Source organism: Paenibacillus sp. RC84 (assembly GCF_041260495.1).
Lineage (GTDB): Bacteria > Bacillota > Bacilli > Paenibacillales > NBRC-103111 > Paenibacillus_F.
Genome location: NZ_JBGBYL010000013.1, coordinates 163,290 through 178,415, shown reverse-complemented (window position 1 = coordinate 178,415; position 15,126 = coordinate 163,290). Strand labels below are relative to the sequence as shown.

The window sequence follows — 15,126 nt, the reverse complement described above, 5'->3', positions numbered from 1 at the left end:
CCCCCTCCTTTTCAACGTTCAAATAGATGTTCACGAGTCACATGTTCTGGGATGGATAGACAACGTTCTTTTGTAGAAGCCGTACTCAATATATCCAGAGCACAATAAAACAAGCTTAAACAAAACTGAATTTCGGATTAAAAAAATGTGTCTAAATTGTGAACAAAATATTTTCACCGGAACTCCGACGATTCCCTCTTCTGTTCCGTCTAATACAATAGAACCTGGAAGGAGGGAGCTTTTTCTGGACACCGAAATGCTGGTCCGGGCGGCACGAAACGGGGACGATAAGGCTTTTACCCGGCTTATGGATGAGGAAAAAGCAAGGCTGTACCGGATCGCCTACGCCTACCTTCACAGCCGGCCGGACGCACTGGATGCCCTGCAGGAAACGGCCTTCCGCGCTTACCGAAACATTCGCAGGCTGAACGATCACACGCTGTTTTCCACTTGGATCACCCGTATTCTATTGAATTATTGCGCCGATGAACGGAAGCGCCGAAACCGTCCCGTTTATCCGGATTACACGGCAGCTAATGAAGTTTCCGGTCCGAAGCCCGATAACCTGGATTTATATATGGCTTTAGACCGCCTGCAGCCTTCCGAAAAACAACTCATCATCCTCAAATATATGGAGGACTGGACATACCCTCAAATCGCGTCCTTGCTGCAAATACCGGAAAGCACGATCAAAACCAGGGCGCGCAAGGCGCTCGACCAGTTAAAATCAATCCTGGGAAGGGAGGACGAAGCCTATGGATGAGAAAGATTGGCTGCAAAAAGAACTGCGCGGAACAACGGACGGGGAAATACCCCCCGAGGCGGATTTGGCTATAGCGCAAGGCATTCAGAGAGCAAAGGCATTGCGGCAGCGTAACCGGACGTTCTTAACCGCTGCGGCTTCTTTAATCTTGCTGGTTACGATATTTGCGGCCATGGTCCATGTGTCTCCCGCCTTTGCCTCTGCGATTCGCCAGATTCCGGGTATGGAGATTTTCGTCCGGATAATGGGCACCCAGGATAAAGGGTTGGCGCAAGCGGTCGATAACGAATTTTTCCAACCGATTAACATATCCCACACGCTCAACGGAGAAACCGTCACGCTCAACGGCGTCATCGCCGATGAATCGCGGATCGTCGTTTTTTATTCGTGGAGCAATGCCCACTCCACCTCGAAACGCGGCCCTGAGGTGAACCTGCACCCAGCTGACGGGAGCCATATGCCGGCTATTATTGGTTTTCAGCATTCACCTGTCCCTGCCGAGCCTGTAACTTCGGGCAGTGACTATTTGGATGCCATGCTCGTAGAGGGGACCCCGATGCCGGACGATTTTATTTTCGAGGTGAAGCTTGCCGGGGATGACGGGCCGGTCTGGAAAGTGCCGTTCAAGCTCGACCGGGAGCTGTTCATGAACCGGGCGGAAACCATTCCGATCGGCAAAAGCGTCGTTATCCAGGGTCAAACGGTCACGTTTAATGAAGCCAAGCTTTACCCGACCCGGATTTTACTGGACGTTTCATACGAGGAAAGCAACACCAAGCAGCTTTTCGGGCTGCGCGACGTTCATTTGGTCACCGAAAAAGGGGAACACCTTCCGAGCCGGGGTGCATCCAACGATAGCGAGAACAAAAAGACACTCATCTTCGAAAGCACCTACTTCACACAACCGAAAGAATTGTATGTCGAAGGCAGCCTGGTTACCGCTTTGGACAAAGATCAATTAACCGTGAAGCTGGACTTGGCCAACAAACAGCTCGTATCTCCGGGCAACCGGATTCAACTTCTGAAGCTGACCGACAGGGGCGACAGCTACGCTGTTTCCCTTAAACTAAGCGGGCTCGATTCCTCCTGGGACAACATGGGTTATATGGCGGGATCGGGCACCTGGAAAGATGCGCACGGAAACACTGTCGAAGTGTCGAACCATACTTCAAGCAGGACTTTAGGAGAAGATCCCGAATCCAACGCATCCTTGGAATCTTTTACGATTCCCAAAAAAGACTACGGAGGTGTGTTTACCACTACTTTGCAAGAGTGGCCGAACCCTCTAAGAGAACCGTACCGCATTCGTATCAAGTAACGACATCTATAATCGAAAAAGGCCCGCCGGTTTGCCGGCAGGCCTTTCTTTGTTCCGATCGGTTGCTTATTCCATCGTATCCACGCGGCCCCATTTAACAAGCTGACCGCGGGTAACGCCGAGCTGGTTGGTCGCTTTGAGCGTCTTCCAGACCTGCGTGCCTGTCATGTTGCCGCGGATCGCCCGGCGGTACAAGTCCAGCACTTCCTTGACCTTCTCCGGCGATTCCTCCAGGAACTCGACGCGGTACGAGCGTACGCCCAGTTCAAGGAAATGGTTCAAATATTCGGCGCCGGATTGCTCAATGGCGTTGTAGACCGTGTTGCGGCAGCCTTCATCCACGCGAACCGGATGGGACATGCCGATCCGGTCCTGCAGGGAGGCGCGGTGATCCTCGCAAGGGCGTCCGCAGTTCGTGAAGTCGGTGCCTTCGCTCATAAACGTGCAGTACACGCAGTGCTCCGTGTGGAACATCGGCATATGCTGCTGGATCACCATCTCCATCTTCGACGTATCCGTGCGCGACAGCATATCCACCATCTGCTGGATATTCAGATCGTACGACGGAGTGACCATGGAGCATCCGGCATCTACGAAGAGCGAAGCCGTCTTATGGTTGGCGATGTTCAGCGAGAAATCGCCGATCAGCTCCGGCTGGTGCTCCTCCGGGTTCTCCGCGCGGTACTTCATGAAGAAGTACATCGCGCCGGTGTTTCGGATAAGCACCGCATCCGGCCGCAATTTCAAAATATTGCGGAAGTAGCCGGTCTCGCCGGGCATATGAATGCGCGGAGTCGCCAGCGCAATCTTCTTGCCCGCGGCATGAGCGGCCTCCACAGCGGCCGGGAACTGCTTGATGAACTCGAAATCGGCGTAGATCATATCGACGTCGGTTTCAACGGCCGCAAGCACCTGCTCGATGCCGCGGCAGAGAGCGGTCAGGCGCACGCCGTAAGGCTGCGCTGCCTGTCCGCCAGCGGCCCCGATGCCGTCTGCGGTCTTGCCCGCCGCGTCAGCCGTGTGCACAGGGGCCGCTTCCGCAGGCATCTGCTGTGCGGCCGCATCCGCGCGGCCGCTTGCCCGGCGCTCTTCGGCGCTCACCGGCGCCTGGAGCAGCTGCTCGTCGGCGTAAGCGTCGACCTCGCGCTTCATGTACCGGCGCGGCTTCTGGCGCTCGGCTTCGAGCAGCTCCACGGCGCGGCGGCGCAGGGCGTTCAGCTCGCGCATTGGGACGATCACGTCGCCGCTAAGCTGGACGTCCAGTCCGGCCAGCTCGAAGATCGTGCCGCCGAGACGTCCCAGCTGCTCCGCCAGCACCTCTTCGCCGAGAGGGCGCTTCAGGGCCGCTTCCAGCAGCGCTTCGCTTTCCACGAACACACTGTGGTTCGAGGAAGGATCGCTCCACCAGGTCTTCAGCGGCTGGCCTACCGCTCCCGTGACGCGAAGGTGGACCGGGAACGTACGGTACGGCTTCTCCGTTTCGTACGTCTGACGCAGACGCTTGTCGAGCGCCGGATCGCTCGTCTTCCAGATCCGGTCTCCGACACGGACACGCCCGAGATCCACATCGTTGCGCCCCGGCACGATTTCGATCAGGCCGCCCTCGGCTTCGCCTTCCATCTTGACGCCTTTGCGGCGCAAGTCGTACACGCGGCCGCCCTCTTCCTTCTTCGTCGGGTCGCCCGCATCGAACACGATCCCGTCTCCGCGTTTGAGCGGCGCCTCAATCTCGCAAATGACCGCATCGCGCAGAACCTGCTTCACGCGGCCGAGGAATACGCCGCGGCTCTTCGGGAACGTGCCGTCCACGAGCTTCTTGTTGTTCGTTCCTTCGAGGAACCCGCTCGTGAATCCGCGCGAGAAGCTCTGCTGGAGTTCGCGGATATCTTCCTTGGACGGCTTCGCATCCTTCCCGTCGAAATACGCGTCGATAGCCCGGCGGTACTTGCTCACGACGTTGGCTACATACTCCGGACTTTTCAGGCGTCCTTCGATCTTGAACGAGGTGACGCCCGCTTCGATAAGCTGCGGAACCAGCTCGATAGCGGCCAAATCCTTGGGCGACAGCAGGTAAGCTACGTCCCCCATCGGTTTAGGCTCTCCGTCGACGATCAGGTCATACGGCAGCCGGCAGGCCTGGGCGCATTCTCCGCGGTTGGCGGAGCGTCCGCCCCACATTTCGGATGTCAGACATTGTCCTGAATAGGAAACACACAGCGCACCGTGCACGAAAACTTCCATCGGAAGCTTCGCCTGGTCGCCGATCGTTTTGATCTGCTTCAAGTTGTTTTCGCGTCCGAGCACGACACGTTCGATATCGAACGGTTTTGTAAACTCCACCGCTTCCGGCGAAGTAATGGTCATCTGCGTCGATCCGTGGATCGGGAAATCCGGGGAGATGTCGCGGATCATTTTGACAAGGCCCAGGTCCTGTACGATTACCGCGTCCACACCCGCATCCACGCAAGCCTCGATAAGTTCTTTCGCATCGCGAAGCTCGTCCTCAAACACGAGAATGTTGAACGTCAGAAAGCCTTTGACGCCATATAAATGTAGAAACGACATAATGTCGGACAGTTCATCCATCTTGAAATTGTGCGCGCGTGCGCGGGCATTGAATTTTTCAACCCCGAAAAAAATCGCATTGGCGCCGTTCGCTACGGCCGCCCGCAGACAATCCCAGTCGCCGGCAGGAGCCAGAAGCTCTATATCTTCTCTGCGTAAAGATCGCATGATTCATATCCTTTCATTGTGCAAATCAGGTAACATAACTAGTGTACCTTTGTGAATGTTCGCCCGCAACCCGCAAAAGCCCCCGCGGCGCCCTTTTTTTGTCATAAGGTTAAAAAAAATAAGCCCCCCGGACAAAATTCTTCCGCAGGCGGCTGGCGGCCCCGGCCATAAGGAAGTCGTTCACCGCTGCGTACTGCCTATTTGAAGCACATCTACAGTCGTATAAGAAAGCGAAACGGAACCGTTCCAGCGCACCCATTCCATAGAAAAAGAGCGCCGTCATAAGACAGCGCCCGCTTTTCTTCCTATAAAAATCTCCAAATGGATAAGTGCTTAGTGAGGCAGATCGTTGGAAACGACCGTTTGCAGCGTTTTGTTGCTGTCGGCTTCCAGCTCCCAGAACATGACGCCGCGCAGCCCTTTGGACTTCGCATATTCGTTCTTCGCGTGAATCGAAGCCTCGTCCTCGTAAGTGATGAAAATTTTGCTCGTCGGGTTGTACAGGTAAGGTGTCTTGGTCACGTCGTTCCAGTAACGCGTGAAGCCCAGGCCGCCCACTGTATATTTGCCGCTTGCGTCTTTTGTCAGGTAGCCTTTGTTCTGCAGGTACGAGAAGTTGAACGTGGAGCCGTCCGAACCCGTGTTGGAGGAGCCGGAGCAGCTTTGGTACAGGCCGTCGCCTTTGGCTCCCGCGTTGCAGCCGTTCCAGCCGTAGCCGTAGAACGGTTCGCCTACCGTGATTTTGCTGGCCGGCACGCCTTTGTTCAGATAGATTTTGACGGCGGAATCCACATTGAACTGCGGAGTGCCCGACGGATCGCTCGGATCGTTGTAAAGCGGTGCTACGTGATTGCTGGAAGTATCCCAAGGACCGTGGAAATCGTAAGTCATGATGTTGATCCAGTCCAGATAGTTCGCAGCTTGGGTGATCCAGTTCGAAGTGCCGCCCGCATCCGCCACGAAAGTGGAGTTAGCTCCGGACGCGATCGTGATATAGTACTGCTTGCCGTCCTTCTGTCCGGCGGTGTCCAGTTGTTGGCGCAGAGTTTGCAGCAGCAGGATGTAATTGGCTTTATCCGCCGAGCGCTGGCAGGTTTGACCGGAAGCGCAAGGTACGCCGATGGCGTTCGGATATTCCCAGTCGATATCAATGCCGTCAAAATTGTACTGGCGGAGCAGGGAAACCGCCGAAGTCGCAAAGTTTTGGCGGGCTGTCGCATCCGCAGCCGTGTTGGAGAACTGGTTGGACCAAGTCCATCCGCCGACGGAGAAGAACAGTTTCAGCTTCGGATTTTTCGTTTTCAGCTGAGCCAGCTTTTTCAGGCTCTCGTAGCCGCCGCCTTCGCCGACATCATCCACATAAGGATCGCCCAGTACGATGGACCCGTTCGGCGCGTTGTTCGCCGCTCCGTTGCCGTCCTGGCACGGCCAGGTTTGAGCATTCGGATTCTCGGGATCATTGGAAGGGTTGCCGTGTCTGCCGTTCCAGCAAATATCCAGGAACGCGTAGTTGATGGCGGATACTTTCGTTGCGTCTACGTTAGCCGGTGTGAAAGAAGGCGTATTGTACGAAGTCCAGCTTGGGAAGTAACCGATAATCTCGTTGCTTCCGGTCGGCTGTGTCGTCGTCGTTGCCGTTACAGCCGCGCTTGCAGGGGACGCGTTGCCCGCCGCATCTTTGGCTTTCACGGTGAACGTGTACGCCGTGTTCGCCTGAAGGCCCGTCACCGTGTAGCTTGTCGAGGACGTGGAGCCCGCGAGTGCTGTGCCGTTGTATACGTCGTAGCTTGTTACACCGACGTTGTCGGTAGCCGCTGTCCAGCTTAGCGCTACACTGTTAGCGGTTACATTTCCGGCCTTTAAATTAGTCGGAGCAGTCGGCGCCTGCGTGTCAGGGGCTGCCGTCTTAACCGTAACCGCCGCACTGGCCGCGGATACATTGCCGGCAGCGTCTTTCGCCTTCACGGTAAACGTGTAGGACGTATTCGGCTGCAGGCCGGTTACCGTATATGAAGTCGTCGTGGAAGTTCCGGCCAGGGTCGTGCCGTTGTACACTTCGTAACCGCTTACACCGATGTTATCGGTAGAAGCCGTCCAACTGAGTGCAGCGGAATTCCCCGTTACGGTTCCCGCGTTCAATCCCGTAGGCGCTGTCGGCGCTTGCGTGTCCGGGACGGCTGTCGATTTCTTCCACAGCGCCGGTACGTTCGGCGGCTCCCAGCCCTGCAGTGCCGTATGCGGCTGCACACATTCATAGAGCGTTCCGCTGTAACTGACGATCTCACCCTTCTTGTAAGCCGTTCCCGGTGCCCATTCCGACGCGCCCAAAGCGGTCAGCGGCAGGGATACGAGCAGCAGCAGGACGACCAGAGCGAACGCTAATCCTCTTTTTGCTTTTTCATTCATCCGTTAATTCTCTCCCTTCATAATTAGGAAACTTTCCGGGACAACCCGTTTAACCCGTCCGGGCACAGCCGTTTCCTTGACTGTCATTCGTATCTTGCTCGTCAGCCTGTCGTTCTTTCGTTTATCTCCTCCTCCGAGTCTCTGTAAAAGTTAAATGGCTTTAACTTTACAAGCTGCAAAATGTGCATCTGCGGATGCATGCGTCCGGGTCATTTTTATCGCCGCAGTTCTCTTAATACCTAAACAGTTCGACTCTCAACATTTATTTCCTTCCTTTTCCATAAAAATATTTTGCGTCCCGGCTGCGCATCTGCCGCATTGATTTTTTTGCACAACTTAGGTAAACTATTCCCAACTGCATACGATGCGGCCGTGAAGGACCAATAGTACCTGAATTTCCTTCGAATCAGCGATCCGGGAATGGTGGAAGCCCGGGCAAGGAACCAGCGAAACGGCAGTCCGGAGCCGCGTGCGGCAAGAAAGGGGATGCGCCAGCCAGGCGCCATTCACCGCAATCCGATCCTTTGTCCGATGAGCAAGCGCCGGACGGGCACGGAATGACGGGGAACGGCGGATATCCGGGCGGAGCATCAACTAGGGTGGAACCGCGGGTGCTCAAGCTCTCGTCCCTAGGCATATCGGATGCCTGTGGGATTGGGGGCTTTTTCGATTGGGCGGCGGAGGGCTCCGTACGGATCTGCGGAGTCTGCTCAGACGGAAATTCCCATGACCCGGGCAGCGATCAGGCGATTTGGCTTGCATCATGTTTTACCCATTCCCGAAATACGCAAAGGAGCGAACAAAAATGAGCGTCAACATGGATCAAATCGTAGCTCTGGCCAAGCACAGAGGTTTTATTTTCCCGGGTTCCGAAATTTACGGCGGCCTGGCCAACACGTGGGATTACGGCCCTCTCGGCGTAGAACTGAAGAACAACGTGAAGCGCGCCTGGTGGAAAAAATTCGTCCAGGAGTCTCCGTACAACGTCGGTCTGGACGCCGCTATCCTGATGAACCCGCAAGCTTGGGTCGCATCCGGCCACGTCGGCAACTTCAACGATCCGATGATCGACTGCAAACAGTGCAAGGCCCGCCACCGCGCGGATAAAATCATCGAAAACGCTTTGGATGCCAAAGGCATCGAGCTCGTGGTGGACGGCTTGTCCTTCGATCAGATGAAAGCGCTGATGGACGAACACGAAATCGCCTGTCCGGATTGCGGCAGCCGCGATTTCACGGACATCCGCCAGTTCAACCTGATGTTCAAAACGTTCCAAGGCGTAACGGAGTCCAGCTCCAACGTCGTTTACATGCGTCCGGAAACGGCGCAGGGTATTTTCGTTAACTTTAAGAATGTACAGCGCACCATGCGCAAAAAGCTTCCGTTCGGTATCGGCCAGATCGGCAAAAGCTTCCGGAACGAAATCACGCCGGGCAACTTCACCTTCCGTACGCGCGAGTTTGAACAGATGGAGCTTGAATTCTTCTGCAAACCGGGCGAGGACATGAAATGGTTCGAATACTGGCGCGCATACTGCCGCGACTGGCTCTTGAACCTCGGCGTGAAAGAAGCCAGCATCCGTCTGCGCGACCACTCCGATGACGAATTGTCCCACTACAGTAACGCCACGACGGATATCGAGTACCGCTTCCCGTTCGGCTGGGGCGAGCTCTGGGGCATCGCCGATCGCACCGATTACGACCTGAAGCAGCATATGGAACACTCCGGCGAAGATTTCAACTATGTGGATCAAGAAGCGGGCAACGAGAAGTACGTGCCGTACTGCATCGAGCCTTCGCTCGGAGCCGACCGCGTAACGCTGGCCTTCCTGATCGACGCCTTCGAAGAGCAGAAGCTGGAAGGCGACGACAGCCGCACCGTGCTTCACCTTCACCCGGCGCTTGCTCCTTTCAAAGCGGCGATCTTCCCGCTTTCCAAGAAGCTGTCCGAAGGCGCGCAGGCGATCTTCTCCGACCTGGCCAAAAGCTTCATGGTCGATTACGATGACACCGGCTCCATCGGCAAGCGTTACCGCCGTCACGATGAGATCGGCACGCCGTTCTGCATCACGTACGACTTCGAGTCCGAACAGGACGGCCAAGTTACCGTGCGCGACCGCGACACGATGGAACAAACCCGGATGCCGATCAGCGAGCTGAAGGCGTTCATCGAGAGCAAAATTCAGTTCTAAGACAACATGGAGCTGATTAAAAAGCCCCTTATGGAGCGGAATACAGCCTGAATCTCAAAAGCTGCGCTCCGCCCCGCAAGGGGCTTCCTACATGAAAAGCCCGGCCACCGCAGGATGCTGCGTCGGCCGGGCTTTTTGCTGTGCGGTTTACCGATCCGGTTCTACACCTTGAACTTCGTCAGCGATTCGCTCAACCGGCTGGAAACGTCCTCCAGCTTCCCGGACAGGCGTACCAGCCCTTCGCTCACGCTCTGCTGCTCGCTGCTCAGGGAAGCGACTTCTTCGCTTGTCGCGGAAGATTGCTCCGCAACGGCACTCACGTTGGCCATCGCATCGGCAAGCGTCATCTGGGACTCGTTCAGATCGTTGATGGAAGTCGAGACCTCATCCAACTGGATGAGCAGATTGTCCATCTCGTTTTTCACGGAAGAGAACATCTGGTTCGCCTCCTTCACCGACTCCGTCTGTTCGCGGAACAGCGGATAAGCGGCCGACAGCGCTTCTACCGTAGCGTCCATCTCGCGCTGAATTTCCTCGGTGATCTGGGCTACGTTCACGATCGATTCTCTGGATTGGTCCGCCAGATTGCGGATCTCTCCGGCAACGACCATGAACCCCTTGCCCGCCGCCCCGGCGCGCGCCGCTTCAATACTCGCGTTCAACGACAAAATATTCGTCTGCGCGGTGATTTTCGTAAGCACATCCAGAATTTTGCGGATGGAGCTGGTGCTCTGCTTGAGCGTATCGACCCGATCTACGAGAGAGTGGGTCATCTGCTCGCTCTGCAGAGTTTTCTGCGTCAGTTCATCCATCTGCTCGATGCCCCGCTCACTCATCTGCTGCACTTCGGAAGTGGCGATAGACATCCGGATGTTTTTCTCGATGACGTATTTCATCTGCTCGGAAATTTTAGATGTCAGATCGTTTCCGTTCTCGGCCGCAACTGCCAGGCTTGTCGCTCCTCCGGCGATATCTTCCGTAGCCGTCGCGATTTCCCGCGCCGAAAGCGCGGTTTTCTTGGATGCGTCCGTAAGCTCCCGCGCCGTTTCGAGCACGCTGTCCGCCGAACGGTTCGTCTGATTGACGAGATCCGTGATTTTGCTCATCATGCCGTTAAAGCTCTTGCCCACTTGGCCGATCTCGTCCTGACGCTGCGTGAAGAGAGTGCGTACCGCCAGGTTGCCCTTCTCCCCTTCGTTCATCAGATGGCCCAGCTCGACCAGCGGTTTGCCGATCATGCGGCTCATCAGCCAGCCGACCACGACCGCAAGCAGAGCGGAAATAATCGCCACCCAGACGGTCAGTACGAAAATACCGTTCGCCTTTTCCGTGATTTCATCCAGCGGCGCGAAGCCGTAAATGAGCCAGCCCGTCTGTTTGCTTTTTGTATAAACGATCAGATTCTGTTCTCCGCTCACATCGGCCTTCGTACGGCCTTGATCCTGCAGCTGGCCTTCCAGTTTAACCTGTGCTTCCTTGCCGATCATGTCGGATTTCTCGGTCACCATCAGCTGCTGTTTGGCATTCATCGCTTCGATCCTGCCCGTTTGTCCGACGTGAACGCCGGAAAGCTGATTGTAGAGATAGTCCGTCTTGATCTCCAGCAGGACCATATAATTCCCTTGTCCGTAATCGTTCTTCATTACACGCGCGACACCGAATGTAGGGAAGGAAAGCTGTGTAAAATAGCCGTTGATTTTCGAATCGAACCAGATGGCCTTACCGTCTCCATCCTTCACGCTCTTAATGAGGGCGGCATTCTCCTGAATCAGCTTTTCCTGACCGTAGCCGGTAGGAACCCCTTTTTCCGTGACCGGGATAATGTAAATGCCCGCCAGATTCTCGTCCGTTTGCGAGTATTTCTTGAGGTTGCTGTCCAGATTCATCCGGGCGATGGCGACATCCGAATCGGATATATTCGGGCGTGCAAGCTGATCCACCGAAGCGCCGACCGTTTTGTCGATCATAATATCCAGCGACATCTTCTCGTAAGTCCGGAAAAGAAAATCAAGCTTTTCTCCCGTCTGGATAACGGTCTGTTGAGCCGCTTTCGATACTTCTTCTTCCACAACGCTGCTGGAAGTCTGGTAAGACAGCGTTCCCACAATCAGAACGGCGATCAGAATGCTGAGAAAAAAGATGACGAACAGCTTCGTTCCTACGGCTTTCAACGCGGGAACCGAATTCCCGCCTCCCCCCGGGCCGGAAGGGCCGCCCGCCGCAGTCTTGGCCGGCGCAAGGTTCTGTATCTTTTTGACCGCGCTCCGCCAGCCTCCGGCTATCTTCTCACTCCACTTGTTACTCATAGCAACTCCCCATTTGTCAGAATGATTTCGGATTGTAAATATTCACCTTTCCTATATATCGGCGCTTGAGGTTTTATTTATGAACCTATTTTTCGGCAAAATTTTTCAGATTCGGCGAATGCGCGAAACCGCGGCGCAGCCGCTCCCAAAGTTAACAAACGGAGGGAGAAGTGCTATAATGGCAAGGATCATATACAAAAATCGAGGGATGAATTTGTCGAAAAAAAGAACCGCCATAGCGGTATTTTGCCTGGCCGCCCTTCTCTTGGCAGTCGGAGCGGCAGCCTTCCTCACAGGGAAGAAAGAGCAGGTCCGCCTGCTGTACGCAACCGGCGGCGATCGCTATGACACGGCGGCATTCGAACAGTTCCGGCAGTCGCTGGCGGCGAATCTGGAGCTTGAACGGAAGCCGATGGATGAAGTGTCGGCCCGCAAGCTGCAATCGTACGATGCGGTCGTGCCGGATCCGGAGCTCGCAAACATACCCGACAACGGATACATCCAGAAGCTCCAGGACTATGTGCAAAACGGAGGGCATTTGCTTCTCGACAATGCGTTCGCAAGCAAGTTTCCCGCCGATTTTCTGGGAGCCTATCAGACGCAGCTCATAGCGCCGCCGCAGGCCAAACCGCAGTTTCAATATCCGGCCGTGCCGGTGAACGCTCAAGGCATGCAGGAAGTCATCAAACTTTTCAGCGATAATTTCTTCAAACGGGAAACGATGGACAATCTTCCGGGCTTCTATTGGGGCTACGGCCTTGATCCTTCAACGGCGCAGCCGCTGGTTACGCTGAACGGACAAGCGCTCGTCGCCGTCAATAAGGTCGGCGAAGGAACGGTACTCCTGAGCAGCACCTTCCTGCCTAACCGGTACTTTATTACGGGCTACGATCTTCAAAGCGGCATGGACCCCGCGCAGGGGTTCGGCAGCCTGGCCGCCAAGTACGATCAGCAGCGGAGCCTGAAACCGGGCACCGCCTTTTTCGACAAGAAAGACCTGAAGCTGGAGCCCTACTTCAACTTCGCTTTCTCGGCGGCCAACGCCCAGTTCCGCACGGAATTTGTCACTTACGTGTCCAAGGAAACCTTCGGGTACAGCGTGACCAAAGTACTCGGGCCTTACGGGCGTCCGGCCATGTCCTACCAGAACCATTTCGAAGCCATGCCGGCGTTCAAGGACAAGGAAGCGATCCAATGGGCGGAGCTGACGAAGAAGTACAATCAGATCCCGTCCTTCTCGCTGGTCCGCTCCGCCTTCTATTGGGGACAGTGGAAAGAGAGCGTCTCCGTCCACCTGAACGGAGGATCGAACGAGAAGCCGCAGTTCAGCGGGGAATCGCCCGCTTCGTATTACAGCAGCGGCATGCATCTGCAGTCCGAGGAAGGCGCCATACGCCTGGCGGAGTATCCGGACTACAAATCGCTGGCCGATCCCGTAGAAGGCCCGCATCGGCTCGTACCGGCGTTCGCGGACATCAACGGGGACGGGAAGGAAGACCTTCTCGCCGGCAGCAGCGACGGATACGTCTACGTGTATCCGAACCTCGGGCCGAAGCCGGAGGCTTACGAGCGCGATCCCGCGCCGGGCGGCCTCAAGCTGCCGGATGTATACGGCAAGCCGGAGAAGCTGCTGCTGACGAATGGCCAGCCGCTCAAGACCGGTCCGCATGCTTCCGTGCATGCGGTGGACTGGAACGCCGACGGGAAGATCGACCTTCTCGTCAGCGATGCCACCGGGGCCGTGCAGATCGCGCTCGGCCAAGGCGGCGGGCGGTTCGCACCGCTAACCGCCCTGCAGGACCCGTCCGGGCCCATCAAGGTGCCCGGACCGGCTCTTGCGGCCGCGGGAGACCTCCGCGGCCAAGGCTTTCCGGACCTGGTCGTCGGAGACGCCGACGGCAAGGTCCGGGTGTACCGCGCGCCGCAGGCAGGCGCGCTGCGCCTCTCCGCCGGCGCAGTAGTCGCGGACGTCGGCGCCAAGTACGCCGCGCCGTCCGTCCGTGACATGGACGGCGACGGCCGGGCCGACCTCGTTGTCGGCAGCAACGAGGGGGATCTGCGCGTGTTCCGCCAGGAAAGCGGCGGAACCTTCACCGCCCAGGGAAGCGTAAACGGTGCCACGCTGAATCAGATGGGCACGAACGCCCTGGTCGGCGGGCACAACTCCGTGCCGGTCTGGCACGATGTGAATCACGACGGTGTCGTAGACCTGATCGTCGGACAGCTGGAGTTCGGATCGCCGGTTCCGGTTGATTCGCCGGCCTTCCCTTACAAGGCGGAACTGCAGGAGTTCCTGCAGTATACGAAGCAGAATCATCTCGAATTGTATCCGCACATATATGTGCACAATTTCGTCAGCGACGCCCAAGAGAAGCAGGAGATCGCCCTGCACAAGCAGGCGTTCGAGAAGCTCGGCCTTCCCTGGACGATGCCCGGAACGAACCAGCACACCTGGCGGATCAACTTCCCGGACCGGCTTCAGACACTCCGCAACGAGAACGAGCAGGGAATCTGGTTCAACTTTGGCTTTACGCCGTCACATACGCCTACGGAGCCCCGGCTCGGTACGGATTACATCTGGGGGCTTCCTTTCCTGCTGACGAAGGACAAAAGCGGCAGCGATCAGCCTATGCTGATTTACACGCCGGCTCCGGTGCTTCGCAAAACGGGCGAAAGCTCTACGATCGATATTTACGATTCTTATATCAAGCGCGATATGCCCATTGATTACTTCGAACACATCGAGTATCACTTCCCTGCTCGCGTAGGGGAACTGGAGGAATTCGCTTCCTTCCTCGATGACATTCGGAATCAGTACGATTATAACTTTATGACGGAAACCCAAATGGCCCGTTCCTTCCTGACTACCTTGACAACGCGGGTTACCGTGAAACGTACCTGGGCCGACTATATCATGGACGAAGTGAAAGACCGGATTTCCGGCAAAGGCCTTCATCTGTCTCTCACGATCGGAGCGGATACGTCCGCCGTGCCGAAACAGGCGGCCGAGTACGCCAATACGCCGGGCGTCGTGGTGGAAAAAGGCGAGAAATACGCGCCTTACTCCCTTGCCGCCAAGTCCGACGTATACACCGAGCGCAGCGGCAAGCTGTACCTCGGCCTTGCCCGCGAGGCGCAGCTTCATATCGGCAAGCCTGCCGGAGAAGCTCACATTGTACGTGCCAATGTGCCGTTCGAGCTGGATACCCGCGAGAGCGGCACCTGGAAGCTCGATTTGCAGGCGGCCGGTCTGCAGCAAATTAAAATCTACAGCCCGTCCGGGCTGACGATCCCGGGAAACCCGGCGGATATCAAGCTTGAACAGGATGCGGCAACCGGCATGTATACACTTACGCGTTACGGAGATAAGACGACCATAAGCCTGTCTCTTAAAAAATAAACGGAGGGG

At 56.3% G+C, this 15,126-nt stretch carries 7 protein-coding genes; 4 read left to right on the top strand and 3 right to left on the bottom strand.

What is annotated here, in order from left to right; genetic code table 11:
* Positions 1-145 precede the first annotated feature (145 nt).
* Positions 146-763, top strand: a complete 618-nt coding sequence (locus ABH899_RS26385) for a sigma-70 family RNA polymerase sigma factor (RefSeq protein ID WP_370001726.1) — start codon at positions 146-148, stop codon at positions 761-763.
* Positions 756-2,081: a DUF4179 domain-containing protein gene (locus tag ABH899_RS26380; protein WP_370001724.1), complete on the top strand. Its 1,326-nt coding sequence runs from the start codon at positions 756-758 to the stop codon at positions 2,079-2,081. Before ABH899_RS26385 ends, ABH899_RS26380 begins: the two co-directional genes overlap by 8 nt.
* Positions 2,082-2,147: 66 nt before the next feature.
* Here ABH899_RS26380 and ABH899_RS26375 read toward each other — a convergent pair whose 3' ends face one another.
* Both ABH899_RS26375 and ABH899_RS26370 read right to left on the bottom strand, forming a co-directional pair.
* Positions 2,148-4,814 carry a U32 family peptidase gene (locus ABH899_RS26375; RefSeq protein WP_370001722.1) on the bottom strand — a complete coding sequence of 889 codons (2,667 nt, stop codon included), beginning with the start codon at positions 4,812-4,814 and terminating at the stop codon, positions 2,148-2,150.
* Between the two features lie 333 nt (positions 4,815-5,147).
* The gene (locus ABH899_RS26370; protein ID WP_370001720.1) at positions 5,148-7,220 is read right to left on the bottom strand and encodes a glycosyl hydrolase family 18 protein; all 2,073 of its coding nucleotides are present in this window, start codon (positions 7,218-7,220) and stop codon (positions 5,148-5,150) included.
* An 805-nt stretch (positions 7,221-8,025) separates the two neighbouring features.
* Between ABH899_RS26370 and ABH899_RS26365 the strand changes: the two genes are divergently transcribed.
* Complete coding sequence (locus tag ABH899_RS26365) at positions 8,026-9,411, top strand: glycine--tRNA ligase (protein WP_009677029.1); 1,386 nt, start codon at positions 8,026-8,028, stop codon at positions 9,409-9,411.
* Between the two features lie 161 nt (positions 9,412-9,572).
* Here the strand turns inward: ABH899_RS26365 and ABH899_RS26360 are convergent, their stop codons facing one another.
* Positions 9,573-11,717, bottom strand: coding sequence for a methyl-accepting chemotaxis protein (locus tag ABH899_RS26360; protein WP_370001718.1), 2,145 nt, complete (start codon positions 11,715-11,717; stop codon positions 9,573-9,575).
* Between the two features lie 178 nt (positions 11,718-11,895).
* Between ABH899_RS26360 and ABH899_RS26355 the strand changes: the two genes are divergently transcribed.
* Positions 11,896-15,117 carry an FG-GAP-like repeat-containing protein gene (locus ABH899_RS26355; protein ID WP_370001717.1) on the top strand — a complete coding sequence of 1,074 codons (3,222 nt, stop codon included), beginning with the start codon at positions 11,896-11,898 and terminating at the stop codon, positions 15,115-15,117.
* Positions 15,118-15,126 lie beyond the last annotated feature (9 nt).